At 70.3% G+C, this 24,926-nt stretch carries 25 protein-coding genes; 15 read left to right on the top strand and 10 right to left on the bottom strand.

What is annotated here, in order from left to right:
* Nucleotides 1-25 precede the first annotated feature (25 nt).
* Nucleotides 26-2,452, bottom strand: a complete 2,427-nt coding sequence (gene ponA2, locus ACJ512_RS27790; RefSeq protein ID WP_407688969.1) for a transglycosylase/D,D-transpeptidase PonA2 — start codon at nucleotides 2,450-2,452, stop codon at nucleotides 26-28.
* A 374-nt stretch (nucleotides 2,453-2,826) separates the two neighbouring features.
* Between ponA2 and ACJ512_RS27785 the strand changes: the two genes are divergently transcribed.
* Nucleotides 2,827-3,177, top strand: coding sequence for a WhiB family transcriptional regulator (locus ACJ512_RS27785; protein ID WP_407688970.1), 351 nt, complete (start codon nucleotides 2,827-2,829; stop codon nucleotides 3,175-3,177).
* 129 nt (nucleotides 3,178-3,306) lie between these two features.
* Here ACJ512_RS27785 and ACJ512_RS27780 read toward each other — a convergent pair whose 3' ends face one another.
* Entirely contained in the window at nucleotides 3,307-4,452 is a 1,146-nt protein-coding gene (locus tag ACJ512_RS27780; RefSeq protein WP_407688971.1) for an ArsA family ATPase, read from the bottom strand.
* Complete coding sequence (locus tag ACJ512_RS27775) at nucleotides 4,449-5,486, bottom strand: ArsA-related P-loop ATPase (protein ID WP_407688972.1); 1,038 nt, start codon at nucleotides 5,484-5,486, stop codon at nucleotides 4,449-4,451. Before ACJ512_RS27775 ends, ACJ512_RS27780 begins: the two co-directional genes overlap by 4 nt.
* Nucleotides 5,487-5,551: 65 nt before the next feature.
* On the opposite strand from ACJ512_RS27775, the gene ACJ512_RS27770 reads away from it, so the two are divergent.
* From ACJ512_RS27770 to ACJ512_RS27760, 3 genes are read left to right on the top strand one after another with little or no spacing between them, the layout of a single operon-like run.
* Nucleotides 5,552-5,716 (top strand): DUF4177 domain-containing protein, encoded by a 165-nt coding sequence (locus ACJ512_RS27770; RefSeq protein WP_369736625.1) that lies wholly within the window; start codon nucleotides 5,552-5,554, stop codon nucleotides 5,714-5,716.
* On the top strand, nucleotides 5,713-6,168 hold the full coding sequence (locus ACJ512_RS27765) for a RidA family protein (protein ID WP_407688973.1): 456 nt from the start codon (nucleotides 5,713-5,715) through the stop codon (nucleotides 6,166-6,168). Before ACJ512_RS27770 ends, ACJ512_RS27765 begins: the two co-directional genes overlap by 4 nt.
* Nucleotides 6,165-6,968 (top strand): MBL fold metallo-hydrolase, encoded by an 804-nt coding sequence (locus tag ACJ512_RS27760; protein WP_407688976.1) that lies wholly within the window; start codon nucleotides 6,165-6,167, stop codon nucleotides 6,966-6,968. The genes ACJ512_RS27765 and ACJ512_RS27760 overlap by 4 nt, the downstream gene beginning before the upstream one ends.
* A 63-nt stretch (nucleotides 6,969-7,031) precedes the next feature.
* On the opposite strand, the gene crp is transcribed toward ACJ512_RS27760, so the two are convergent.
* Nucleotides 7,032-7,706, bottom strand: coding sequence for a cAMP-activated global transcriptional regulator CRP (gene crp, locus ACJ512_RS27755; RefSeq protein ID WP_036413767.1), 675 nt, complete (start codon nucleotides 7,704-7,706; stop codon nucleotides 7,032-7,034).
* A gap of 99 nt (nucleotides 7,707-7,805) precedes the next feature.
* On the bottom strand, nucleotides 7,806-8,189 hold the full coding sequence (locus ACJ512_RS27750; RefSeq protein WP_407688974.1) for a hypothetical protein: 384 nt from the start codon (nucleotides 8,187-8,189) through the stop codon (nucleotides 7,806-7,808).
* Nucleotides 8,190-8,317: 128 nt separating this feature from the next.
* Here ACJ512_RS27750 and nth point away from each other — a divergent pair, with 128 nt between their 5' ends.
* Genes nth through marP form a run of 4 tightly spaced genes read left to right on the top strand, consistent with a single transcriptional unit; the run spans nucleotide 8,318 to nucleotide 11,685 of the window.
* On the top strand, nucleotides 8,318-8,998 hold the full coding sequence (gene nth / locus ACJ512_RS27745) for an endonuclease III (RefSeq protein ID WP_407688977.1): 681 nt from the start codon (nucleotides 8,318-8,320) through the stop codon (nucleotides 8,996-8,998).
* Nucleotides 8,999-9,006: 8 nt separating this feature from the next.
* Nucleotides 9,007-9,645 carry a TlpA family protein disulfide reductase gene (locus tag ACJ512_RS27740; protein ID WP_461479905.1) on the top strand — a complete coding sequence of 213 codons (639 nt, stop codon included), beginning with the start codon at nucleotides 9,007-9,009 and terminating at the stop codon, nucleotides 9,643-9,645.
* 49 nt (nucleotides 9,646-9,694) lie between these two features.
* Nucleotides 9,695-10,480: an NUDIX hydrolase gene (locus tag ACJ512_RS27735; protein WP_407688673.1), complete on the top strand. Its 786-nt coding sequence runs from the start codon at nucleotides 9,695-9,697 to the stop codon at nucleotides 10,478-10,480.
* Nucleotides 10,481-10,491: 11 nt separating this feature from the next.
* Nucleotides 10,492-11,685, top strand: coding sequence for an acid resistance serine protease MarP (marP, locus tag ACJ512_RS27730; RefSeq protein ID WP_407688688.1), 1,194 nt, complete (start codon nucleotides 10,492-10,494; stop codon nucleotides 11,683-11,685).
* On the opposite strand, the gene ACJ512_RS27725 is transcribed toward marP, so the two are convergent.
* From ACJ512_RS27725 to ACJ512_RS27715, 3 genes are all read right to left on the bottom strand, one after another.
* Nucleotides 11,678-12,649, bottom strand: a complete 972-nt coding sequence (locus tag ACJ512_RS27725; protein WP_407688674.1) for an alpha/beta fold hydrolase — start codon at nucleotides 12,647-12,649, stop codon at nucleotides 11,678-11,680. The two genes, marP and ACJ512_RS27725, sit on opposite strands and share 8 nt — an antisense overlap.
* Nucleotides 12,650-13,174: a phage holin family protein gene (locus ACJ512_RS27720; protein WP_407688675.1), complete on the bottom strand. Its 525-nt coding sequence runs from the start codon at nucleotides 13,172-13,174 to the stop codon at nucleotides 12,650-12,652.
* A gap of 146 nt (nucleotides 13,175-13,320) precedes the next feature.
* Nucleotides 13,321-13,974 (bottom strand): cutinase family protein, encoded by a 654-nt coding sequence (locus ACJ512_RS27715; RefSeq protein ID WP_407688676.1) that lies wholly within the window; start codon nucleotides 13,972-13,974, stop codon nucleotides 13,321-13,323.
* A 391-nt stretch (nucleotides 13,975-14,365) separates the two neighbouring features.
* Here ACJ512_RS27715 and ACJ512_RS27710 point away from each other — a divergent pair, with 391 nt between their 5' ends.
* Nucleotides 14,366-15,064 (top strand): S1 family peptidase, encoded by a 699-nt coding sequence (locus ACJ512_RS27710; RefSeq protein WP_407688677.1) that lies wholly within the window; start codon nucleotides 14,366-14,368, stop codon nucleotides 15,062-15,064.
* A 1-nt stretch (nucleotide 15,065) separates the two neighbouring features.
* Here ACJ512_RS27710 and acs read toward each other — a convergent pair whose 3' ends face one another.
* Nucleotides 15,066-17,024: an acetate--CoA ligase gene (acs, locus tag ACJ512_RS27705; RefSeq protein ID WP_407688678.1), complete on the bottom strand. Its 1,959-nt coding sequence runs from the start codon at nucleotides 17,022-17,024 to the stop codon at nucleotides 15,066-15,068.
* A gap of 160 nt (nucleotides 17,025-17,184) precedes the next feature.
* On the opposite strand from acs, the gene ACJ512_RS27700 reads away from it, so the two are divergent.
* Genes ACJ512_RS27700 through ACJ512_RS27675 form a run of 6 tightly spaced genes read left to right on the top strand, consistent with a single transcriptional unit; the run spans nucleotide 17,185 to nucleotide 23,552 of the window.
* Nucleotides 17,185-17,730 carry a DUF4232 domain-containing protein gene (locus ACJ512_RS27700; RefSeq protein ID WP_407688679.1) on the top strand — a complete coding sequence of 182 codons (546 nt, stop codon included), beginning with the start codon at nucleotides 17,185-17,187 and terminating at the stop codon, nucleotides 17,728-17,730.
* Nucleotides 17,731-17,767: 37 nt separating this feature from the next.
* Complete coding sequence (locus ACJ512_RS27695; RefSeq protein ID WP_407688680.1) at nucleotides 17,768-19,396, top strand: peptide ABC transporter substrate-binding protein; 1,629 nt, start codon at nucleotides 17,768-17,770, stop codon at nucleotides 19,394-19,396.
* 4 nt (nucleotides 19,397-19,400) lie between these two features.
* Entirely contained in the window at nucleotides 19,401-20,327 is a 927-nt protein-coding gene (locus tag ACJ512_RS27690; protein WP_407688681.1) for an ABC transporter permease, read from the top strand.
* Nucleotides 20,320-21,180, top strand: coding sequence for an ABC transporter permease (locus ACJ512_RS27685; RefSeq protein ID WP_407688682.1), 861 nt, complete (start codon nucleotides 20,320-20,322; stop codon nucleotides 21,178-21,180). The genes ACJ512_RS27690 and ACJ512_RS27685 overlap by 8 nt, the downstream gene beginning before the upstream one ends.
* The gene (locus tag ACJ512_RS27680) at nucleotides 21,177-22,787 is read left to right on the top strand and encodes a dipeptide ABC transporter ATP-binding protein (protein ID WP_407688683.1); all 1,611 of its coding nucleotides are present in this window, start codon (nucleotides 21,177-21,179) and stop codon (nucleotides 22,785-22,787) included. Before ACJ512_RS27685 ends, ACJ512_RS27680 begins: the two co-directional genes overlap by 4 nt.
* 6 nt (nucleotides 22,788-22,793) lie before the next feature.
* Nucleotides 22,794-23,552, top strand: a complete 759-nt coding sequence (locus ACJ512_RS27675; protein ID WP_407688684.1) for an oxidoreductase — start codon at nucleotides 22,794-22,796, stop codon at nucleotides 23,550-23,552.
* 451 nt (nucleotides 23,553-24,003) lie between these two features.
* Here ACJ512_RS27675 and ACJ512_RS27670 read toward each other — a convergent pair whose 3' ends face one another.
* Nucleotides 24,004-24,861 (bottom strand): HAD-IB family hydrolase, encoded by an 858-nt coding sequence (locus ACJ512_RS27670; RefSeq protein ID WP_407688685.1) that lies wholly within the window; start codon nucleotides 24,859-24,861, stop codon nucleotides 24,004-24,006.
* Nucleotides 24,862-24,926 lie beyond the last annotated feature (65 nt).

Below are 24,926 nucleotides of genomic sequence, written 5' to 3'. Positions count from 1 at the left end.
CCCGCCCCGTTAGGCCCCGCGGCGCCTACGGGGGCGGGGCGCCCGGCGGCGGCGGTGGGGCCAGCAGCGGAATGGTGATCGGCGGCAGGCCCGGAATCTCCACGACCTGCGAGCCGATCGGCACCGGCTCACCTTCCGGCGGCGGAGGCGGAGCCGGGGGAATGCCGTTGCTGATCTGGATCGTGATGATCGAACCCGGGATCGTCTGCCCGCTGGGCGTGGTCCCGACGACCTCGCCGTACTCGGCGGAACTGTTCACCGAGGTGGTCTGGTCGGCCACCCGGAAGCCCGCGTCCTTGAGGCGCTGGCGCGCCGCGTCCACCTTCAGCCCGGCCACGCTCGGCACCCGCGATGCGGGTGAGCCGTCGACGTACCGGGGATCGGTGGGCGGCAGGTGCACGTCGCCGAACATGGTGGCGATCGGCTTCATCGCCGTGAACCAGGTGCGGGCGGGCTCGTTGCCGCCGTAGAGGTCGCCGTCGCTGCAGTGGCGCAGCGGCGACGAGCACAGGTCGGTCGGGTTGGTCGAGTCGTCGTAGATGTAGTTCGCCGCGGCGTAGTGGTTGGTGAAACCCACGAAGCCCGACGAGCGGTGCGCCTCGGTGGTGCCGGTCTTGCCGGACATGGGCAGGTCCCAGCCCGCCGCGCCGGCCGAACCGGACGCCGTGCCGCCGGCCTGGGCGTCCTTGCTCATCGCGTTGGCCAGTGTGTTCGCCAGCCCCTCGGGTACCACCTGGTCGCACGTCTCGGTGGTGACGGCCACCTCGTTGCCGTGGCGGTCGATCAGCTTGTCGATCGGACTCGGCGGGCACCACACGCCGCCGGAGGCCAGGGTGGCCGCGACGTTCGACAGCTCCAGCGCGTTGACCTCGACCGGGCCCAGGGTGAACGAGCCGACGTTCTGGCGCTTGATGAAGTCGGCCAGGCTTTCGTTGCTGTCCGGGTTGTAGTCGCGCGCGGTGCCCGGGTCGGCGTAGGACCGCAGCCCGAGCTTGATGGCCATGTCCACCGTGGGCGTCACGCCGACCTGCTGGATCAGCTTGGCGAACGCGGTGTTGGGCGAGGTGGCCAGCGCGTCCGTCACGTTCATCGACCCCCGGTAGCGGCCGGCGTTGATCACGCACCAGGTGTCCTTGGGGCAGCCCTTGGCCCCGCCGCTGCCCATGCCCTTGGCCTGGAACCGGCCCGGCACCTCGAGGGTCGCGTTGATGCCCATGCCCATGTCCAGCGCGGCGGCCGTGGTGAAGATCTTGAACACCGACCCGGCACCGTCGCCGACCAGCGAGAACGGCTGCGGCCGCATGGTCTCGCCCGCGTCGATGTCCAGCCCGTACTTGCGGTTGCTGGCCATCGCCATCACCCTGTGGGAATCCTTGCCGGGCTTGATCACGCTCATCACGCTGGAGATTCCCGGCAGGGTGGGGCTGGCGAACTTGTCGATCGCCGACTTCACCGGGGTCTGCACGTCGGGGTCCAGCGTGGTGCGGATCGTGTAGCCGCCGCGGGCCACCTGCTCCTTGCTGATCCCCGCGCGCGACAGGTACTCCTGGACGTAGTCGCAGAAAAACGCCCGGTCGCCGGCCGCGATACAGCCGCGGGGCAGCTCGTTGGGCTGCGGCAACACCCCCAGCGGCGCGGCCTTGGCGGCGCGCAGGGCGTCGGCCTCCTGCGGGATGTTCTCGATCATGGTGTCCAGGACCAGATTGCGCCGGGCCAGGGCGCCCTCGGGATTGGTGTAGGGGTTGAGCGTGCTGGTGGACTGCACCATGCCCGCAAGCAGGGCCGCCTGCTGCCAGTTCAGCTCGGAGGCGTTGATGCCGAAGTAGGTCTGCGCGGCGTCCTGCACGCCGAAGGAGCCGTTGCCGAACGACACCAGGTTCAGGTACCGGGTCAGGATCTCCGGCTTGGTGAACGTCTTGTCGAGCGTGAGAGCCATCCGGATCTCGCGCAGCTTGCGCGCCGGGGTGGTCTCGACGGCCGCCCGCTTCTCGGCGTCGGTCTGGGCCGTCACCAGCAGCTGGTAGTTCTTCACGTACTGCTGCTCGATGGTCGAACCGCCGCGGGTGTCGACGTCCCCGCGCGCATACCCGGCCAGCCCGGTCAGGGTGCCTTTCCAGTCCACCCCGTTGTGCTCGGCGAAACGCTTGTCCTCGATCGAGACGATCGCGAGCTTCATGGTGTTGGCGATCTTGTCGCTGGGCACCTCGAACCGGCGTTGCGAGTACAGCCAGGCGATGGTGTTGCCCTTCGTGTCGACCATCGTCGAGACCGCCGGCACCTCACCCTCGAGGAGCTGCGCCGAGCCGTTGGCGACCACCTCGGAGGCGCGGTTGGACATCAGCCCCACACCGCCGGCCACCGGGAACATCAGGGCGGTCGCGACCACACCGGCCAACAGGCAGAATCCGGCGAGCTTGAGAACCGTGAGGCCTGCTGGGGGGCGGTCTGGCATGGGTACTAGAGTAGCGGGCCACGGTTTCCCCGATGCCGTCTCAGCCGCCCCGCCGAACCGGCAGAACGACTAAGCAATCGGCTGACCAGGGATGTTGCTCCCGGCTCAGGCGATATTCGCGTCGACTTAACCGGTCGGACACTCCCGCCGGGGTGCGTGATGATACGTCTGGTCGTAAGGTACCGAGCAGGACGGCACGCGCGTCCCAAAAAAACCGTTATGAGACTGTTGCGCAATTGCCACCTGACCACCTAACTTATAAACACGGTGAGATTCAGCTGACACCGTTGCGCACAGTGTGGCGTAGATCGCAGTCGGGTCTGCACCCGAGGAGGGCGGCCGCGGAAGGCGGCCGGGCAGGAAGGGAACAGCTCGTGTCAGGAACACGGCCCGCCGCGCGTCGAACGAACATCGCGGGTGCGCAAGGCGTACTCCGCATCGTCGACGCCGAAGAACGGATCACCTGGGTCTCGAAGGCGCTGTGCCGGACCACCGATCCCGACGAACTGTTCGTGCGGGGCGCCGCCCAGCGCAAGGCCGCGGTGATCTGCCGTCACTGCCCGGTCATGCAGGAGTGCGGGGCGGACGCGCTGGACAACAAGGTGGAGTTCGGCGTGTGGGGCGGCATGACGGAGCGTCAGCGCAGGGCACTGCTGAAGCAGCACCCCGACGTGGTGTCCTGGGCGGACTTCTTCGACAAGCGCCGCAACCGCAGCGTCGGCTGACCCTTCAGTCCGCGCGGTAACCGCCGCTTGGCCTCTGATTACGAACCTCTTACAACTGCGCGCCGTCGAACCGGCTTGTGTGCGAGACGAATTCGCGAGTAGAACTGGCGCGCGTGCAATAAGACGGCTTCAGCCCGCCGCGGCGGTGAGCTGGTCGGCCAGCGCGCGCAGCGCCTCCAGGTCCGACACGTCGAACGGCAACGACGGCACCCCCACGATCGGCACGTGCGGGTTGGCGCCGGTGAACCGTGACAGCAGCCGCACCTCGCGCTTGGCGGTCTGCGCGCGGTCGGCGTGAATCCGCAGCACTGCCGCCGCCAGCGCCGCGGCCTCCGAATCCTGTCCCGAACCGAGCGCGGCCTCCAGCGTCTCGCAGCCGTCGACTGCCCGCTCGACCGGTAGCGAACACAGCGTCGGGTGAGTGCGGTTCAGCACCAGCCCGGCCAGCGGCATGCTTTCCTGCGAGAGCCTGTCCACGAAGAACGCTGCCTCGCGCAGCGCGTCCGGCTCGGCCGCCGACACCACCACGAACTGCGTCCCCCGCCGTTTGAGCAGTGCGTAGGTGCGCTCGGCCTTCTCCCGGAAACCACCGAAGGTGGCATCCAGCGACTGCACGAATGAGGCTGCGTCGCCGAGCATCTGGGAGCCGAGCACGGTGGAGAGCGCCTTCATCGCCAAGCCCATTGCGCCGGTCACCAGTCGACCGATGCCACGGCCGGGTGCCAGCAACAGCCGCCACAGCCGGCTGTCCATGAAGCTGCCCAGCCGCTTCGGCGCGTCCAGGAAGTCCAGCGCGTTGCGCGACGGGGGGGTGTCCACCACGACCAGGTCCCAGCGGTCCTGGCCCAGCAGCTGCCCCAGCTTTTCCATCGCCATGTACTCTTGCGTGCCGGCCAGCGACGTGGCGACGGTCTGGTAGAACTGGTTGTTCAGGATCGATTGCGCCCGTTCGGTTCCCGAGTACTGGACCACCATCTCGTCGAACGTGCGGCGCATGTCGAGCATCATCGCGTGCAGCTCCCCGGTGACCTCGGGGGCCAGCGGCACCCGCTGCGGGACGTTGCCGAGTTCGTTGACGCCCAACGCTTGTGCCAGCCGCTTGGCCGGGTCGATCGTCAAAACGCAGACGTTGCGGCCGTATTCGGCCGCCCGCAACGCCAGCGCGGCGGCCGTGGTGGTCTTGCCGACCCCACCGGCGCCGCAGCACACCACGACCCGGTTCGACATGTCGGACAGAATCGCCTTCATGTCAAGGACTGTCGGTGTGACGCTCATCGAACCCCCTGTTGGGCAAGCGATTCCGAAAGCTCGTAGAGGCTGCCGAGGTCCACGCCGTCGGAGATCGCCGGCAGTTCGAGCCGGGGCACCTGCAGGGCGTCGAGCTGTTGGGCGGTCTCGGCGCGCGCGGTGATGCGGGTCGCGTGCTCGATGGTCTCGGTGAGCAGGCCGGCGAAGTCGGCCTCGCCGAGGGTGATTCCGGCCATCTCGAGGCCGGCCCGGACCGAGTCCGCGTCGACCGCCCCCTCGGCGGCCTTGGCGAGGTCGCGCGGCTCCAGGTACGACGGGATGTTGCGGTTGACGATCACGCTGCCGATCGGCAGCTCCATCTCGGCGAGCTCCTCGATGGCTTCCAGCGTCTCCTGCACGGGCAGCGCCTCCAGCAGGGTGACCAGGTGGATCGCGGTCTGGTCGGAGTGCAGCAGCTTGACCACGCCCTCGCTCTGCGAGTGCACCGGCCCGCCCTTGGCCAGATCGGACACGGCCTTGGTGACATCCAGGAAGCGCGCGATGCGGCCGGTCGGCGGCGAGTCCACCACCACCGCGTCGTACACCGGCAGCCGGTTGCGGTCGACGCGCACCACCGACTCCTTGATCTTGCCGGTGAGCAGCACGTCGCGCAGGCCGGGCGCGATCGTCGTCGCGAACTCGATGGCGCCGATGCGGCGCATCGCCCGGCCCGCGATGCCGAGGTTGTAGAACATGTCCAGGTATTCCAGGAACGCCGCCTCGATGTCGATCGCCAGCGCGTTGACCTGGCCGCCGCGCTCCGCCGTCGCGATCTTGAGCTCCTGGTACGGCAGCGGCGGCACATCGAACATCTGCGCAATCCCTTGCCGGCCCTCGACTTCGACGAGCAGGACCTTGCGACCGCCGACGGCCAGCGTCAGCGCCAGGGCGGCCGCCACCGTCGACTTGCCCGTGCCGCCTTTGCCGGTGACGAAATGCAAGCGGGCCTTGGACAGGCGCGCCGGCCAGCCCACGGAACTACCGCCGCTGTTGCTGCCGGGAGTGCCGGAAGTGGTTGCCACCTTCGCATGCTAGCCCGAGCGACTCCGGCCCCCCGCAGATCGGGGTGGACCGATAGGCTCGCGCCATGAGTCAACCGACCGCATGGGAGTACGTAACGGTTCCGCTGCTGACGCACGCCACCAAACAGATCCTCGATCAATGGGGCGCCGACGGCTGGGAGCTGGTGGCGGTGTTGCCCGGGCCCACCGGCGAACAGCATGTCGCGTACCTGAAACGCCCCAAGGGATGAGTGCATCGGCCCGGCTCGACCAGCTCGGCATCACGCTGCCCGAGGCGGTGGCGCCGCTGGCCGCATACGTACCGGCGGTGCGCACCGGAAACCTCGTCTACACGTCGGGTCAGTTGCCCGTGCAGGCGGGCGAGCTGGCCGGGACCGGCAAGGTCGGGGCCGAGGTCACCCCCGAGGAGGCCAAGGCGATGGCGCGGGTCTGCGCCCTCAACGCGCTGGCGGCCGTGCACGCGCTGGTCGGCATCGACGCGGTGACCCGGGTCGTCAAGGTCGTCGGGTTCGTCGCGTCCGCCGGGGGATTCAACGGCCAGCCGGGCGTGGTCAACGGGGCCTCCGAACTGCTCGCCGAGGTTTTCGGCGACAGCGGCGCGCACGCGCGCTCGGCGGTCGGCGTGGCGGAGCTGCCGCTGGACGCGCCGGTGGAGGTCGAACTGATCGTGGAGGTGGCCTGACGGTCGCGACCGGGGCGGGCGAGCCGCTGACCCATCCCGCATACCGGCGGTTGCGGGCGGTCACCGACACGGCCTCGGTGCTGTTGGCCGACAATCCCGGGCTGCTGACGCTCGAGGGCACCAACACGTGGGTCCTGCGCGGCCCCGGCAGCGACGAGCTGGTGATCGTGGACCCGGGCCCCGACGACGACGAGCACATCGCCCGCATCGCCGCGCTGGGCCGCGTCGCGCTGGTGCTGATCAGCCACCGCCACGGCGACCACACCGACGGCATCGACAAGCTGGTCGAGCTGACCGGCGCCACGGTCCGTTCGGCCGGCAGCGGATTCCTGCGCGGCCTCGGCGGCGAGCTCACCGACGGCGAGGTGATCGACGCGGCGGGCCTGCGGATCACGGTGCTGGCCACTCCCGGCCACACCGCCGACTCGCTGACGTTCGTGCTCGACGACGCGGTGCTGACGGCGGACAGCGTGCTGGGGCGCGGCACCACCGTCATCGACAAGGAGGACGGCAGCCTGCTCGACTACCTGGAGTCGCTGCGTCGGCTGCGCGGTCTGGGCCGGCGCGCGGTGCTGCCCGGGCACGGCCCCGAGCTGCCCGACCTGGAGGCCGCCGCGTCGGGTTACCTGATGCATCGCCACGAGCGGCTCGAGCAGGTACGGGCCGCGTTGCGCGAGTTGGGGGAGGACGCCAGCGCGCGGCGGGTCGTCGAACACGTCTATGTCGACGTCGACGAGAAGCTCTGGGAGGCGGCGGAATGGTCGGTCCAGGCTCAGCTGGACTACCTGCGCCGAGCTTGACGTTTTGCAGCGAAAGTGCGAGTGGGCGTCTGCAGAACGTCGATCTCGGCGCCAAGCGCCTGACTAACGGGCTCGGCGGGCCAACCGCTCGGAGTCCGAGATGAGCACGCTCTTGCCCTCCAGGCGGATCCAGCCGCGATGGGCGAAGTCGGCCAGCGCCTTGTTCACCGTCTCCCGGGACGCCCCCACCAGCTGGGCGATCTCCTCCTGGGTCAGGTCGTGGGTGACGCGCATCGCGCCGCCCTCCTGCGTGCCGAAACGCTGGGCCAGCTGCAGCAGCTGCTTGGCCACCCGCCCGGGCACGTCGGTGAAGATGAGGTCGGCCAGGTTGTTGTTGGTCCGGCGCAGGCGCCGGGCCAGCACGCGCAGCAGCTGCTCGGCGATCTCGGGCCGGTCGGCGATCCACGCCCGCAGCGCGTCGCGGTCCATCGAGACCGCGCGCACCTCGGTGATCGTGGTCGCGCTCGACGTCCTCGGTCCCGGGTCGAAGATCGACAACTCCCCGAACATGTCCGACGGGCCCATGATGGTCAGCAGGTTCTCCCGGCCGTCCGGTGAGCGCCGGCCGATCTTGACCTTGCCGGAGATGATGATGTACAGCCGGTCGCCGGGTTCTCCCTCGGCGAAGACCGTGTGTCCGCGGGGGAAGTCGACGGGTTGCAGTTGCTTCGTCAACGCGGCGACCGCGCCGGGCTCGACCCCTTGGAAGATTCCTGCCCTTGCCAGGATCTCGTCCACGTTGCCCTCTTCAGCTTTCCAACGATGTGATGTAGACAGGCTAACCTCTTGCTCGCGTGTTGAGTCTAGAGGTACGCCGGAGTGCCCAACGTGCCAACGCTACACACGATTGACATATCCAGGGGTCTTAAACTGCGGATTGCCGCGTGGATGGGTGTGTCGCGGCGCGGGCGACACGAACTCGCCCAGCCGGTAGAAGTCGGGGGCGAACCCCGACGCGGCGTGCCGCCCCCCGGCCGGCGGGGCTTCCAGTTCCAGCCGCTCCCGTTGCAGGTGCAGATACTCCAGCGCCTCGGGCATGCCGTCGCGGGCCAGCGTGCGCATATCCATGGCCTCGGCGGGCCCGGGTGACTCGTCCACCGCGGTGATCGCGAGCGGCCGACGGGACAGGTCGCGTTCGAGCCGCCCGAGGCCGAACGTCGCCAGCATCAGCAGCCCCGGCACGCAGGCCACCAGCAACCATGACACAGGGAAAGTAAACATGGTCGTGCATCAACACGAGGTCTCGGTCAGATCACGAAATCAGTACTCTGTCGTAGGTGACAGCGGCGAAGGCCGAGCGGCGGTGGGCCGAAGAAACCCGGACCGGGCTGGTGCGACGGGCACGCCGGATGAATCGCACCCTGGCCCAGGCCTTCCCGGACGCCCATTGCGAGCTGGACTTCACCACGCCGCTGGAGCTGACGGTGGCCACGATCCTGTCGGCGCAGAGCACCGACAAGCGGGTCAACCTGACCACGCCGGCGCTGTTCGCGCGCTACTCCTCGGCGCTGGACTACGCACAGGCGGACCGCGCCGAACTGGAGGCGCTCATCCGCCCGACCGGCTTCTTCCGTAACAAGGCCGCCTCCCTGATCGGCCTCGGGCAGGCGCTGGTCGAACGGTTCGACGGCGAGGTGCCGTCCACGCTGGCCGACCTGGTGACGCTGCCCGGGGTGGGGCGCAAGACCGCGAACGTCATCCTCGGCAACGCGTTCGGCGTCCCGGGCATCACCGTCGACACCCATTTCAAACGGCTGGTGGGCAGGTGGCGCTGGACCGCCGAGCAAGACCCGGTCAAGATCGAGCACGCGGTCGGTGCGCTGATCGAGCGCGCCGAGTGGACGATGCTGAGCCACCGCGTCATCTTCCACGGCCGCCGTGTGTGCCACGCCCGCAAGCCGGCCTGCGGCGTCTGCGTGCTCGCCAAGGACTGCCCGTCCTTCGGGCTCGGTCCCACCGAACCGCTGCTCGCCGCGCCGCTGGTGCAGGGCCCCGAAGCCGAGCACCTGCTGGCCCTGGCCGGGCTGTAAGTACGGCCTTGACCCGCAGTACGCGCTGGACCATCGCGATCGTGGCGGTGGTGGTGGCGCTGGCGGCCGCGTTGGTGGCCCAGCTGCGCGACGACGCCCCGGGGCCCGCGGCGACCGACGCCGGCGCCGGACGCGAGCACCGCGACGCCGACACCCCGGCCGCGCTGGCGGGCCCGCGGCGGCGGGCGGACCTGCGGCCCTGTCCCGCGCCTGCCGGTGGTCCCGGCCCCGCGGCGCTGCGGGGGGTCACGGTGCAATGCGCCGCCGACGGGTCCGTCGTCGACGTCGGCCGGGCGCTGGCCGGGCGGCGGGTGGTGCTGAACTTCTGGGCGTACTGGTGCGCCTCGTGCACCGCCGAGCTGCCCGCGATGGCCGAGTATGCGCGCCGGGCCGGGCCGGCCGTGACGGTGGTGACCGTGCACCAGGACGAGAACGAGACGGCCGCCCTGCTGCGGCTGGCGGAGCTGGGGGTTCGGCTGCCGACCCTGCAGGACGGTCGGCGCCGCGTGGCGGCGGCCCTGCGGGTGGTTAACGTGATGCCAGCGACGGTCGTACTGCGGCCGGACGGTAGCGTTGCCCAGACGCTGCCGCGCGCTTTCGCCAGCGCCGACGAGATCGCGGCCGCGGTCGGAGGCCAGGAGCGATGAGACGGCAGCCGGAGACGGACGGGCGGTCAGGAACCCAGTGGAGGTGGCGGTGAGCGCTTGGGGTACCGCCCGCGCGCAGGGGACGGATCCCGTCACGCCCGAACTCTGCCCGCCGTGGCTGCGCCCCCTCGTCGACAACCTCGGCCGGATTCCCGACGCGTACCGGCGCCGGTTGCCGGACGACGTGTTGGCGATGCTGACTTCCGGCGCGGCGTCCGCGGGCGGCGAACGGCGCGACGCCGCCGTGCTGGTCTTGTTCTCCGGCCCGGAATCCGGGCCCGCCGACGGGGGCATCCCCGACAAGGCCGACCTGCTGGTCACCGTGCGGGCCGCGACGCTGCGTCACCACGCCGGGCAGGCGGCGTTCCCCGGCGGCGCCTCCGATCCCACCGACGACGGTCCCGTGGCCACCGCCCTGCGCGAAGCGCGCGAGGAGACGGGCATCGACCTGGCCCGGCTGCATCCGCTGGCCACCCTGGAGCGGATGTTCATCGCGCCGTCGCAGTTTCACGTGGTCCCGGTGCTGGCCTACTCGCCGGATCCCGGGCCGGTCTCCGTCGTCGACCGGGCCGAGACCGCGGTCGTGGCCAGGGTCCCGGTGCGGGCGTTCGTCAACCCGGCCAACCGGCTGATGGTGTACCGCGGCGATCTCGGCCACCGCTGGGCCGGACCGGCGTTTCTGCTGAACGAGATGCTGGTCTGGGGCTTCACCGGCCAGGTGATCTCCGCCCTGCTCGACGTCGCCGGGTGGGCCCGGCCCTGGGACACCACCGACATGCGCGAGTTGGACGAGGCGATGTCGCTGGTCGGCGACCAGGATGGGCCGCCCCGATGAACCTGGACTCGATGACCCCGTCGCAGTGGCTGGACATCGCCGTCCTGGCGGTCGCCTTCATCGCGGCCGTCTCGGGATGGCGTTCCGGCGCACTGGGTTCCCTGCTGTCGTTCGCCGGCGTGCTGCTCGGGGCGATCGCCGGGGTGCTGCTGGCGCCCCACATCGTCAGTCACATCGCCGCGCCCCGCGCCAAGCTGTTCACCGCACTGTTCCTGATCCTGGCGCTCGTGGTCGTCGGCGAGGTGGCCGGTGTCGTGCTGGGCCGGGCCGTGCGCGGCGCCATCCACAGCCGCGTCATCCGGACCGTCGACTCCGTCATCGGGGTGGGGGTCCAGCTCGTGGTCGTGCTGACCGCGGCCTGGCTGCTGGCCACGCCGCTGACCCAGTCCAAGGACCAGCCGGAGCTGGCCGCCGCGGTCCGGGGCTCGCGGGTGCTCGCGCAGGTCAACGACGTCGCCCCGCCCTGGCTGAAGACGGTGCCCAAACGGCTGTCGGCGCTGCTGAACACCTCGGGGCTGCCCGCGGTGCTCGAGCCGTTCAGCCGCACGCCGGTCATCCCGGTCGCGTCCCCGGATCCGGCCCTGGCCACCAACCCGGCGGTCACGGCCGACGCGCCGAGCGTCGTCAAGGTGCGCAGCCTGGCCCCCAGCTGCCAGAAGGTGCTCGAGGGCAGCGGCTTCGTCATCGCCCCCGACCGGGTGATGACCAACGCGCACGTGGTGGCCGGGTCCAACAGCGTCCAGGTGTACGCCAGCGGCAACCCGCTCGACGCCACCGTGGTGTCGTACAACCCCGCGGTCGACATCGCCATCCTCGCCGTCCCGCACCTGCCGCCCCCGCCCCTGGCCTTCGCGCAGAACCAGGCCAAAACCGGCGCCAACGTCGTGGTGCTCGGCTATCCCGGCGGCGGCAACTTCACGGCGACCCCGGCCAGGATCCGCGAGATCATCAAGCTCACCGGCCCCGACATCTACCGGGATCCCACACCGGTCACCCGCGACGTCTACACCATCAGAGCCAATGTGGAGCAAGGCAATTCGGGTGGGCCGCTGATCGACCTGAACGGCCATGTGCTCGGCGTGGTGTTCGGCGCCGCCGTCGACGACCCCGATACCGGGTTCGTGCTGACGGCCGACGAGGTGGCCGGGCAGCTGTCCCGGATCGGTGACACCCAGGCGGTGCGCACCGGGGCCTGCGTCAGCTGACCCCGTGCACCTGGCCGAGGAACTTCGTCAGCTGTCTGTTGATCTCGTCGGGCAGCTCTTCGTGGCTGAAATGTCCCGCGCCCGCGACGGACAGGTAGCGCCCGTGCGGGGCGTACCGCTGCGTGCGGTCCACCGGGTCGGCCAGCACGTAGGGGTCCGCGTCACCGCGCAGGTGTAGCAGCGGCACGCCGAGCTGTTGGGACATCGACGTCATGAACCGCCAGCCTTCGCTGCGCAGCTGGCTGCGCACCGCCCAACGCTGGTACTCCAGGGCGCAATGGGCGGCCGCCGGAATCTGGATCGCCGTCCGCAGGTAGCGGATGGTTTGGGAGAAGTCTTCGGAGGCAACCCATTTCGCGCTGCTGCGGCTGGCTACGAGGCGCTCGATCTCGGCCGCGTCGTCCCGGGTCAGCAGGCGCTCCGGCCACAGCGGCAGCTGGGAGCGCAGCAGCATGGGCAGCAGCGCATATCCCTGGTCCCGCCGGTGCAGGGCGGACCGGCGCAAGGCGGCGGGGTGCGGCGAGCTGATCAGCGCGATCGCGCGCACCAGGCGTGAATGCAGCAGCGCGGTGGCCCAGCACGCCAGCCCGCCCTCGGCGTGGCCGACCAGGGTCGCCGAGGAGTGCCCGAGCGCGCGGATCAGTCCGGCGGTGTCACCGGCGAGCGTCCAGCCGTCGTAGCCGCGCGGCGGCTTGTCGCTGCCGCCGTAGCCGCGCAGGTCGACCGCCACCACCCGCGCGCCGCTCAGTCCCCGCAGCTGATGGCGCCAGGACCACCAGAACGACCCGAATCCGTGCAGCAGCATCACCAGCGGCCGCGCCGTGGCCGGGGTGCTCGCGTCCTGGCCGGTCGGCGGGGTGGTCGGCAATGCCTCGACCACGTGGAATCGGATGCCGTTGGCGTGCACGTCCAGATGCCGCCATGGCCCGTCGATGCGGGTCATCGACGGATCCGGCGCTGCCACCTACCAGCCCGAGGTATCGGAGGGCGCGCTGCTGTCCGGCTTCTCGTGCCTGCCGCTCCGCTCGGCTCCCGTCCTGTCGTGGCCGGAGGTGAGGGCGGTGCGGGTCTCGCGGACCGATTCGATCGTCTCGCGCGGTCCGCGGATCCGGCGCACCTTCAAAAAGCCCAGCAGGGCGAGCAGCGCCCCGAACACCACCATGATCCCGAACACGATCAGGTATGCCACCCAGTGCCACAGCCAGGTGTCGAGCAACTCGGCGAGGAAGAAGAAGAAAAAGAACGTGGAATAGAACAGCACCACCAGCGCGGCGATGAAGAACACGCTGCCGGTGAGGCCCTTCTTGACGTCGCGGGTGATCTCGGCGCGGGCGAGTTCGATCTCGGCGCGCAGCAGCGTGGACACCTGGGCGGTCGCGTCTTTGATCAGGTCACCGATCGACGGTTCGGCGGGCCGGGCGTGCGGATCGGTCAACGGGATGGTGGTCAGCGTGCTGGGCACACCGTTCTTGCGATCGGCTCTGCTCACAGACGGTCCTCTTTCCTCACATTGCTTCGGTCGCCCGGCGTGCGTCGTCGCGGATTATGTTGCCATGCGGCGCGCGGCCGGACGAGGTCAGCCGAGATCAGCGGGAACCGTGGATGAGCCGCGACGACCGCGGCCCGGGCCGGCGGTCAGAGGTGGCTCGCGGCGTAGTCGGCTCCCCTGGTGACCATGCCGTCCTGGTACGCGGACACGTTGTGCATGGCGAAGTCGAGCCCCTCGGAGCACACCGGGTCGTTGTCGGCGCACAACTCGAGGGTCTTCGGCTGATACAGCGGTCCGATGGTCACCGGCGGCTCGCCCAGGAAGCTCATGGCCCGCTCGTTGGGCAACCCGAACAGCACGACCGAGGACACGTGTTGGGCGATGTCGGGCGCGAGCGGCTTGGGCACGGTGGCGGGATCGACGCCGTCGGGCACTGTCGGCGAGGTGACGAAGCCCATCACGGCCGCGCCCTGCGAGTACCCGCTCAGCACCATCTTGGTGTTGGGGCATTCCTTGGCCATCGAGACGACGTGGGCGCCCGCGTCCCTGACACCGTCGATGCCGGTGTCCCACTGGTCGCTGGCGGGGTATTTGACCGCGTACACGCCGAGCGCGTTCGCGCCGACGCGGGAGCGCAGCTGGTTGACGAACGCCTCGCCGACGGGGCCGACGCCGGGCGGCTCGCCGGTGCCCCGGGCGAACAGCACCTGGGTGGCGGGGCAGGAGGCGGCGGATGCGGACGGGACGGGGGTGCCGAGGAGCCCGCACGCCGCCAGGGCGGCAACGGACAGTAATTTCATGATGCGCCATGAACTCATGTTGAATAAATGCCCGCTCGAGCCGCGCTCAATCTGAGAAAACTCTGTGGGACGACGCTGCCTAAAATTTTCTGACGTCAGGTGCATCGGGTTGCCAAGCCTTCCGCCTTTGTCCATTCTCTTTCGACCGCCTACTTCGATTTTCGTTCGCTTCTGGTTTCGGTTTCGGCTTTCCTCGATGCCGAAGGTTACCGCACAACCGCGTGGACAGCGACGACCTCGCTGAGGACATACAGTTGGCGCCGAACCCTTTGCGGCGAAAGAAGCTTGGGGGCCCGTTTGCTGGGCGTGCCGACGGCGGAGTTCCGGCGGCCCGGCGGACTAGACTTACCGAGCCCCTCGAAATGTGGGGCGGTTAGATGGGAGTGTTGCTTTGCAGACGGTGCACCGTTGCTTCCTGGCGGCGATGGTGGCCGTGGTCCTGGCCCTCGGTTTGCCGACCGGGCCGGCGGCCGCCGGCGACAAGGTCCCCATGGGCGGCGGCGCGGGCATCGTCATCAACGGCGACACGATGTGCACCTTGACCACGATCGGCAACGATGCCGCCGGCGAGCTGATCGGGTTCACCTCGGCGCACTGCGGCGGCCCGGGCGCCAAGGTCGCCAGCGAGGCCAACGAAAACAGAGGCCCCCTGGGCACCATGGTCGCCGGCAACGACAACCTCGACTACGCGGTGATCAAGTTCGATCCCGCCAAGGTGACACCGGTGGCCGACTACAACGGCTTCCCGATCGACGGCATCGGCGAGGACCCGGCCTTCGGTCAGATCGCGTGCAAGCAGGGCCGCACGACGGGGAACTCCTGCGGCGTCACCTGGGGCCCCGGCCAGGATCCCGGCACCATCGTGATGCAGGTCTGTGGCCGGCCCGGCGACTCCGGCGCGCCGGTGACCGTCAACAACATGCTGGTCGGGATGATCCACGGGGCCTTCACCGACAGCCTGCCGACCTGCATCATCAAATACATTCCGCTGCACACCCCGGCGGTGGTGCAGTCGTTCAGCGCCATCATGGCCGACATCGACGCCAAACACCGTGTCGGCGCGGGGTTCGCGCCGATCTCGGCGGCCTGAGCTACTTGTCGGCCTGGATCGCCTCGAACACGCCGGGATCCAGCAGCGTCGAGGTGTCGCCCAGCTCGCGGTTCTCGGCGACGTCGCGCAGCAGCCTGCGCATGATCTTGCCGCTGCGGGTCTTGGGCAACTCCGGGATCACGTGCACCTCCCGGGGCTTGGCGATCGGCGAGATCTCGCGGGCCACCTCGACGCGCAGCTCGTCGACGATCCCGTCGTGGACCGCGACGTCGGCGCACAGGACGACGAACGCGCAGATCGCCTGTCCGGTGGTCTCGTCGGTCATCCCGACCACGGCCGCCTCCGCGACCGCCGAGTGGCCGACGAGCGCCGACTCGATCTCGGCGGTCGAAAGGCGGTGCCCCGACACGTTCATCACGTCGTCGATGCGGCCCACCACCCAGATGGCGCCGTCGGCGTCGTACCAGGCGCTGTCGCCGGCGAAGTACCAGCCGTGCTCGGCGAACCGCGACCAGTAGGTCTCGGCGTACCGTTCGGGATCGCCCCAGATGCCGCGCAGCATCGACGGCCACGGCTGATCCAGGACCAGGTAGCCGGTGGCGTGTTCGCCCTGCCTGCCGCCGGGCGGTAGCGGGTTGCCGTGATCGTCGACGATCTTGGCCGAGATGCCCGGCAACGGCGTCATCGCCGAACCCGGCTTGGCCGCAGCGACTCCCGGCAGTGGGGAGATCATCGCGGCGCCCGTCTCGGTCTGCCACCACGTGTCCACGATCGGGATGCTGTCCGCGCCGATCACCTTGCGGTACCAGCGCCACGCCTCGGGATTGATCGGCTCGCCGACCGACCCCAGCAACCGCAGGCTGGACAGGTCGTGCGCGTCGGGGATCTCGCGTCCCCATTTCATGAACGTCCGGATCAGGGTCGGTGCGGTGTAATAGATTGTCACCCCGTACTTTTCGATGATCTCGAAATGACGGTGCTGGGTGGGTGTGTCAGGGGTTCCCTCGTAGAGCACCTCGGTCGCCCCGTTGGACAGCGGGCCGTAGACGCTGTAGGTGTGCCCGGTGACCCAGCCGATGTCGGCCGTGCACCAGAAGACGTCGGTTTCGGGCTTGATGTCGAAGACGTAGTGGTGGGTGTAGGACGCCTGCGTGAGATAGCCGCCGGTCGTGTGCACGATCCCCTTGGGTTTGCCCGTGGTGCCCGAGGTGTAGAGCAGGAACAACGGCTGCTCGGCGTCGAAGGGCTCCGGGAGGTGTTCGGCGGCAGCGGAATCGACGACATCGTGCCACCACAGGTCGCGCCCCTCGGTCCAGGACACCTCAATTCCGGTGCGGCGCACCACGAGAACGTGCTGCACGGGACTTGCTCCGTCCGGGCCGGGCGCGGTGGCCTCGTCGGCCGCGTCCTTGAGTGGCGCCGGTTTGCCGCGGCGGAACTGCCCGTCGCTGGTGATCAGCAGCTTGGCCTGGGCGTCGGCGATCCTGGCCCGCAACGCGTTTGCGGTGAAACCGGCGAAGACGACGCTGTGCATGATGCCCAGCCGGGCGCAGGCCAGCATCGCGATCACCGCCTCGGGGATCAATGGCAGGTAGATCGCGACGCGATCGCCGGCGACCAGTCCCAGGCCGGTCAGCGCATTGGCCGCCTTACACACCTCGGCGTGCAGATCGGCATAGGTCAGGCTGCGGCTGTCGCCGGGTTCGCCCTCCCAGTGGATGGCGACCCGATCGCCGTGGCCCGCCTCGACGTGACGGTCCACGCAGTTGTAGGCCACATTGAGCTTGCCGTCGGCGAACCACTTGGCGAACGGCGCCGCCGACCAGTCCAGCACCTCGGTGAACGGCGCCGTCCAGGTCAGGCGATTGGCCTGCGCGGCCCAGAAGCCGAGCCGGTCATCCTCGGCCTGGCGGTACATTTCCGCGCGGGCGTTGGCCTGCTCGGCGAACTGCGGTGGCGGCGGATACGACGCCGGGCCTTCGGTACCGGTGGCGGTCACTGGCTGCTCCTAAGTCGAGGTACGGCCGTTTGCTGGGCCCGCGAAATCGACTCGGTCGGCGCGGACCCGCCAACCGTCTAGTGAGCCTAGCCCCGCGATGATACGGCCGCGCGCCCCATTCCGAGGTCAAAGGGGGCCCCGATAGCGGATAATCACCGGTGTGCCGGCACGCCCCGCGCGGCCCATCCGCCGCCCGATTCGCGGCTTTGCCGCGGCTGCCGCCGGTTGCGCAGCCACCACCCTGCTGGGAGCCCCGGCCTGGGCCGCGCCGGCCGACCGCACCGACGAGCCGCCGCCGTGCTGGTCGGACCAGATCGCGGTGAACGGCACCCCGGCCGAGGGCGCCGTGGGCCACCGGGCGCTGACCCTGGTCTTCACCCTGGCCGGCGGGGCGGACCCGTGCACCCTGACCGGCTATCCCGGGGCGGACACCGGCGCCGGCGGCCCGCTCGTCCACGCCGAACCCACCCTGCGCGGGTACATGGGCGGCCTGCCGCCCGGCGTCGACGTGCCGCCCGCGGTCACCCTGTCGCTGTCGAGTGGGGGCCGGGCCGTCGTGGAGAGCCTGGCCGTCGACGAGCACGGCGGCCCGTGCCCCACCTACACCGAGTTGCTCGTCAACCCGCCCGACACCACCGAGGTGCTGACGGTGCCGGTCAGCATCGACGCCTGCCTGCTGCAGGTGCACCCCCTGACCCCCGAGTGACCGGTGCGCCGCCGCCCTTCGCTTAGGGTCGGGTGTCATGCGTCGGATGCGGACACGGCTGGTGCTGGTCGCCGCCGGAATGCTGGCGCTGGCGCCGCTGGGCTCGCTGGCCGGTTGTGGCGGCGGGATCCTGAGCCCCGACCTGGTGGTGGTCAACGGCGGTGAGCCGCCCAACCCGCTCGTCCCGACCGGCACCAACGACAGCAACGGCGGCAGGATCATCGACCGGATCTTCGCCGGGCTGGTGTCCTACGACGCCCACGGGACACCGGCCAACGAGGTGGCCCGATCGATCGACACCACCGACAACATCAACTACCGGATCACCCTGCAGCCGGGCTGGACGTTCACCGACGGCTCCCCGGTGACGGCCCACTCCTTCGTCGACGCGTGGAACTACGGGGCGCTGGGCGCCAACGCCCAACTGCAGCAAAGCTTTTTCAGCCCGATCGACGGGTTCGACGAGGTCGCCGGCCGGGTGGCCGGCGAGAAGGCGGGTCCGACCACCATGTCGGGGCTGCGCGTGGTCGACGACCTGGAATTCACCGTCCGGTTGAAGGCGCCGACCATCGACTTCGAACTGCGGCTGGGCCACAGCTCGTTCTATCCGCTGCCGGCCGCGGCGTTCCGGGACATGGCCGCCTTCGGCCGCCACCCCGTCGGCGACGGGCCCTACCAGCTCGCCGACGGCCCGGCCTGGGAGCACAACGTCCGAATCGACCTGCGGCCCAACCCCGGCTACCACGGCAACCGCAAGCCGCACAACAAGGGCCTGCGGTTCGAGTTCTACTCCAACCTCGACACCGCCTACGCCGATCTGCTGTCCGGCAACCTCGACGTCCTGGACACGATGCCGCCCAGCGCGCTGCCGATCTACAAGCGCGACCTGGGCGAGCGCGTCGCCGCCGGCCCGGCGGCGATCAACCAGACCCTCGACACCCCGCTGCGGCTGCCGCATTTCGGCGGCGAGGAGGGCCGGCTGCGGCGTCTGGCGTTGTCGGCCGCCATCAACCGACCGCAGATCTGCCGACAGATATTCGCCGAAACACGCAGCCCGGCTAGGGATTTCACTGCCCGGTCGTTGCCCGGCTTCGACCCGAACCTGCCCGGCAACGACGCGCTGGACTTCGACCCCGACCGGGCGCGCACGCTGTGGTCGCAAGCTGACCGGATCTCGGCGTGGAGCGGCCGCTACGCGATCGCCTACAACGCCGACGCCGGCCACCGGGAGTGGGTGGACGCCGTGGCGAACAGCATCAAGAACGTGCTGGGCATCGACGCCGTCGGAGCCCCGCAGCCGACGTTCGCCGGGTTCCGCACCCAGATCACCAACCGCACCATCGGCAGCGCCTTCCGCGCCGGCTGGCAGGGCGACTACCCGTCGATGATCGAGTTCCTCGCCCCGCTGTTCGCCACCGGCGCCGGCTCCAACGACGTCGGCTACTCCGACGCGAAGTTCGACGCGGCGCTGACGGCCGCCGAAGCGGCGCCCGACCTGCGGCAGGCCGATGCGCTGGCCAACGACGCGCAGCGAATCCTGTTGCGCGACATGCCCGTCGTCCCGCTGTGGGACTACATCGGGGTGGTGGGATGGTCGTCGCAGGTCAGCGGAGTCGCGGTCACCTGGAACGGCCTGCCCGACTACGAGCGCATCGCCAAGGCGTGACGCGATGGGCTGGTACGTCGCGCGCCGGATCGCCGCCATGGTGCCCGTCTTCCTCGGGGCCACGCTGCTGATCTACGGCATGGTGTTCCTGCTGCCCGGTGACCCGGTGGCCGCGATCGCCGGGGACCGGCCGCTGACACCGGAAGTGGCCGCGCAACTGCGGGCCCGCTACCACCTCGACGACCCGTTCCTGCTGCAGTACCTGCGCTACCTGGGCGGCGTGCTACACGGCGACCTGGGCCGCTCCTACTCCGGACTGCCGGTGAGCGACGTTCTGGCGCATGCTTTTCCGGTCACGTTGCGGCTGGCGCTGATCGCGGTCACCGTCGAGGCGGTGCTGGGCGTCGGCCTGGGGGTGGCCGCCGGACTGCGCCAGGGCGGGGTCTTCGATGCCACCGTGCTGGTCACCGGCCTGATCCTGATCGCGATACCGATCTTCGTGCTGGGCTTCCTGGCCCAGTTCGTGTTCGGCATCTGGCTGGGCGTCGCACCGGTCACGGTGGGCGAGCGGTCGACGTTCGCGCGCCTGTTGCTGCCCGGGATCGTCCTGGGCTCGGTGTCGTTCGCCTACGTGCTGCGCCTGACCCGGTCCGCGGTCGCGGCCAACGCCCACACCGACTACGTCCGCACCGCCACCGCCAAGGGGCTGTCCCGGCCCCGCGTCGTGACGGTGCACATCCTGCGCAACTCGCTGGTCCCGGTGGTGACGTTCCTCGGCGCGGACCTGGGGGCCCTGATGGGCGGGGCGATGGTGACCGAGGGCATCTTCAACATCCACGGCGTCGGTGGCGTGCTGTACCAGGCGGTCACCAGGCAGGAGGCGCCGACGGTGGTGTCGATCGTGACGGTGCTCGTACTGATCTACCTGGCCACTAACCTGGCGGTGGATCTGCTGTATGCCGCCCTGGACCCCCGGATCCGCTATGGGTGAGGGGGGCTTCTGGCGCGACACATGGGCCGGGCTGCGCCGGCGTCCCAAGTTCGTCGTCGCCGCCGCGCTGATCCTGTTGATCCTGGCCGTCGCCGCGTTCCCGGGTCTGTTCACCGGAGCCGACCCGGGGTACGCCGACCCCGCCGAGAGCCTGCTGCCCCCGTCGTCGGCCCACTGGTTCGGCACCGACCTGCAGGGCCACGACATCTACGCGCGCACCGTCTACGGGGCGCGGGCCTCGGTGACCGTGGGACTCGGTGCCACCCTGGCGGTGTTCGTCGTCGGCGGCGCACTGGGCGCGCTGGCCGGGTTCTACGGCGGCTGGCTGGATGCGGTGGTCTCCCGCGTCGCCGACGTGTTCTTCGGGCTGCCGCTGCTGTTGGCCGCCATCGTCCTGATGCAGGTCCTCCGCCAGCGCACGGTGTGGACCGTGATCGCGATCCTGGCGCTGTTCGGCTGGCCGCAGGTCGCCCGGATCGCCCGCGGTGCGGTGCTGGAGGTCCGGGCCGCCGACTATGTCCTCGCCGCCAAGGCGTTGGGGATGAGCAACTTTCAGATACTGCTGCGGCATGCGCTGCCCAACGCCCTGGGGCCGGTGGTCGCGGTGGCCACCATCGCCCTGGGTCTGTTCGTCGTCACCGAGGCCACGCTGTCCTACCTCGGGGTCGGGCTGCCGGCGTCGGTGATCTCCTGGGGCGGCGACATCAACGTCGCGCAGACCCGGCTGCGGTCGGGCTCGCCCATCTTGTTCTACCCGGCCGGCGCCCTGGCGGTCACGGTGCTGGCCTTCATGATGATGGGCGACGCGCTGCGCGACGCGCTGGATCCGGCGTCACGGGCGGTGCGGCCGTGAGCGCCCAACCGGCGCCGCTGCTGTCGGTGCACGGCCTCGAGGTCAGGTTCGGTGAGCAGCCGGTGGTGCGCGGGCTGGACCTGAGCGTGCTGCCCGGGCAGGCCGTCGCCGTCGTCGGCGAATCCGGCTCGGGGAAGTCCACGACGGCCGCGGCCATCCTCGGGCTGCTGCCCCCGGGCGGGCGAATCACGTCCGGGCGCATCGTTTTCGACGGGCGTGACATCGTGTCGGCCGGCCCCCGGCTGCTGCGGTCGATCCGGGGCCGCTCGATCGGGTATGTGCCCCAGGATCCCGCCACCAACCTCAACCCCGTCTGGAGCGTCGGTTTCCAGATCCGGGAAGCGTTGCGGGCCAACGCCGGTGGTCGCTCGGCGCGACGGCGTGCAGTGGAGTTGCTCGGCGAGGCGGGGATGCCGGATCCCGAGCGGCAGGCCGGCAAGTATCCACACCAGCTCTCCGGCGGCATGCGCCAGCGGGCGCTGATCGCGATCGGGCTGGCCGGGCGGCCCCGCCTGCTGATCGCCGACGAGCCGACGTCCGCGCTGGACGTCACCGTCCAGCGGCAGGTGCTCGACCACCTGCAGCGGCTCACCGAGCAACTGGGCACGGCCCTGCTGCTGATCACCCACGACCTGGCGCTGGCCGCCGAACGCGCCGAGTCGGTGGTCGTCGTGCACCGTGGCGCGGTCGTGGAATCCGGTGCCGCAGCGGCGATCCTGCAAAATCCGCAACACGAGTACACCCGGCGGCTGGTGGCCGCGGCGCCGTCGCTGACGGTTCGCAGCCCGCGCCGGAAGGCGGCCGCCATGGCCACCGGCGACATCCTCGTCGCGTCGGGGCTGAGCAAGGTCTACCGCGAGTCGCGGGGGGCGCCGTGGCGGCGCACCGAGTTCCGGGCCGTCGACGCCGTGTCGTTCCGGCTGCGCCGGGCGGGCACGCTCGCGATCGCCGGAGAATCCGGATCCGGCAAGTCGACCCTGGCGCGCATGGTGCTCGGGCTGCTGGAACCGACCGCGGGCACGGTGGTGTTCGACGGCACCCGCATCGACGGCGGCCTGGACCGGGACGCCGAGCTCGCGTTTCGCCGGCGGGTGCAGCCGGTCTTCCAAAACCCATACGGCAGCCTGGATCCCAGGTACACGGTGTTCCGCGCCATCGAGGAACCCCTGCGGATCCACCGCGTCGGAGACCGTGAGGAGCGGGCGCGGGCCGTGCGCGAACTCCTCGACCAGGTGGCACTGCCGGCGTCGGTGCTGGGCCGGCTGCCCCGCGAGCTGTCGGGTGGTCAACGCCAGCGGGTTGCGATCGCCCGGGCCCTGGCCCTTCGGCCCGACGTGCTGGTCTGCGACGAGGCGGTCTCGGCGCTCGACGTCCTGGTGCAGGCGCAGATCCTGGACCTGCTCGCCGGCCTGCAGGCCGAGCTCGGGCTGGCCTACCTGTTCATCAGCCATGACCTGGCGGTGATCCGGCAGATCGCCGACGAGGTCCTGGTGATGCGGGCCGGCCGGGCGGTGGAGTGCGCGCCCACCGACGAGTTGTTCGACCGGCCCGGCCACGAGTACACCCGGCAGTTGCTGGAGGCCATTCCCGGCCCCCGACTAGGTTGAGAACCCGTGACCGATGACCCGCTGGCCCCGTTGATGGGGCTGCCCGGCGTGGCCGAGGCCGCCGACCATGCCCGTGACGCGCTGAGCCGGGCGCACCGGCACCGGGCCAACCTGCGGGGCTGGCCGGTCACCGCGGCCGAGGCGGCGCTGCGGGCGGCGCGCGCCTCGTCGGTGCTCGACGGCGGGCCCGGGCGGGTCGACGATCCGGCTGAGGCCGCCCAGGTCAGCGATCCCGTGCTGGCCGGGGCGCTGCGGGTGGCGCAGGCGCTGGAGGGCGGCGAGGGCCCGGTGGTCGGGGTGTGGCGGCGGGCGCCGCTGCAGGCGCTCGCCCGGCTGCACGTGCTGGCGGCCACCGACCAGGTCGACGAGGAGCGGCTGGGCCGGCCGCGGGCCGGCGCTGAGGTCGGCCCGCGGCTCGAGCTGCTGGCGGGCCTGGTCGCCGGTCGCACCCGGGCACCGGCCCCGGTGGTCGCCGCGGTGGCGCACGGAGAGTTGTTGGCGCTCCGGCCTTTCGGCAGCGCGGACGGCGTGGTGGCCCGCGCGGTGTCGCGGCTGGTGACGATCGCCGGCGGGCTGGACCCGCACGGGCTGGGGGTGCCGGAGGTCGCGTGGATGCGCCGGCCGGCGGATTACCGGGACGCGGCCGAGGGGTTCGCCGAGGGCTCCCCCGAAGGGGTGCGGGCCTGGCTGCTGATGTGTTGCCGGGCGCTGCAAGCCGGTGCGCAGGACGCGGTGGCGATCGCCGACGCGCTGTCGGGCCGCTAGCAGATCGGTAGCCAGCGGCTCCCGGGAACGTGGCCGGTGAATCGTCCGGAAAACACGAAGCGGGCGACGTTCCGACACTTGTCGGCCCGCCGCCCGCCAGCACGGAACCCGGTTACCAAGCGTGCATCCCTGGGCTGCGTGGGTTGGCCTCGGCGATCTTGCGACGCTCCCCGGCCGCAGTCCCACCCAAAGGACCGCCGACACCTTGAAGATTCGCAATTACGCAGGCCCGCAACACTTTTGCCATTATCGCGGCTATGACTCCGCGTGGGTGCCGAGAACCGTGCTGGGTGCCCGGGTCGGGAGATCGAACCTTCTCTTCCGGTTCGAGCTAGGCCTTGCCGGGCTTCCGTGGTTTCCTTTGTACTACTAGACCCTGAGCGCGGCAAGGCCCGAATCCGCAGAGAAGGCGAATGCGCCCCGCGAGTTCGGGTTGGCCTGTTTGCTGGGTTCAGACTCCCAGGCGGCGCAGCAGCGAGTAGGTGACGGCTCCGGCCGCCAGCGCGCTGATGCCCACCGCGGCGGTGGTGGCGATCGCGGCGCCCGACGGGGCGGGAATCCGGTCGCGCAGCGACACCGGCCGGGAGAACACGAGCACCGGCCAGCCTCGCTCGATGGCTTCCTTGCGCAGGCTGCGGTCGGGATTGACCACGCTGGGGTTGCCGACGGCCTCCAGCATGGGCAGGTCGGTGATGGAGTCCGAGTAGGCGTAGCAGTGTTCCAGCCGGTAACCCTCGCGGGCGGCCAACTCCTTGATCGCCTGCACCTTGCCCTCGCCGTAGCAGTAGAACGCGATCTCGCCGGTGTACTTGCCGTCCTCGACGACCATGCGGGTCGCCATCGCGTGGGTGGCGCCCAGCGCCCGCGCGATCGGCGCGACGATCTCCTCGCCGGACGCCGAAACCAGCACGACGTCACGGCCGCACAATTTGTGCGCCGCGATCAGGTCCGCGGCTTCGGCGAACACCAGTGGCGTCACGATGTCGTGCAACGTTTCGTTGACGATCGCCTTGACCTGTTCGACGTCCCAGCCGCTGCACATGTTCGTCATGTGGGCGCGCATCCGGTCCATCTGATCATGATCGGCACCGGAGAGCAGGAAGATGAACTGGGCGTAGCTGGATTTGAGCACCGCGCGGCGGTTGAGCAGGCCCTGGTCGAAGAAGGGTTTGCTGAATGCCAGCGTGCTGGACTTGGCGATGATCGTCTTGTCCAGGTCGAAGAAAGCGGCGGTGCGGGCCTGTGGAGAGCCGCCCGCGCGCGCTTCCGGTGGTGCCTGCTGTTGTGCGGCCGGGTCGGAGACGGTCACCGACCCAGCATAGGTCGGTCATCGGGCGGTGCCGGGGTGTTGCACCCAAAACGTGAGTCGGAAAG

It is taken from the genome of Mycobacterium cajalii, assembly GCF_045809005.2.
Taxonomy (GTDB): Bacteria; Actinomycetota; Actinomycetes; order Mycobacteriales; family Mycobacteriaceae; genus Mycobacterium.
Note: the sequence above shows the minus strand (reverse complement) of the source record. Positions and strands in the feature narration are given on the sequence as shown.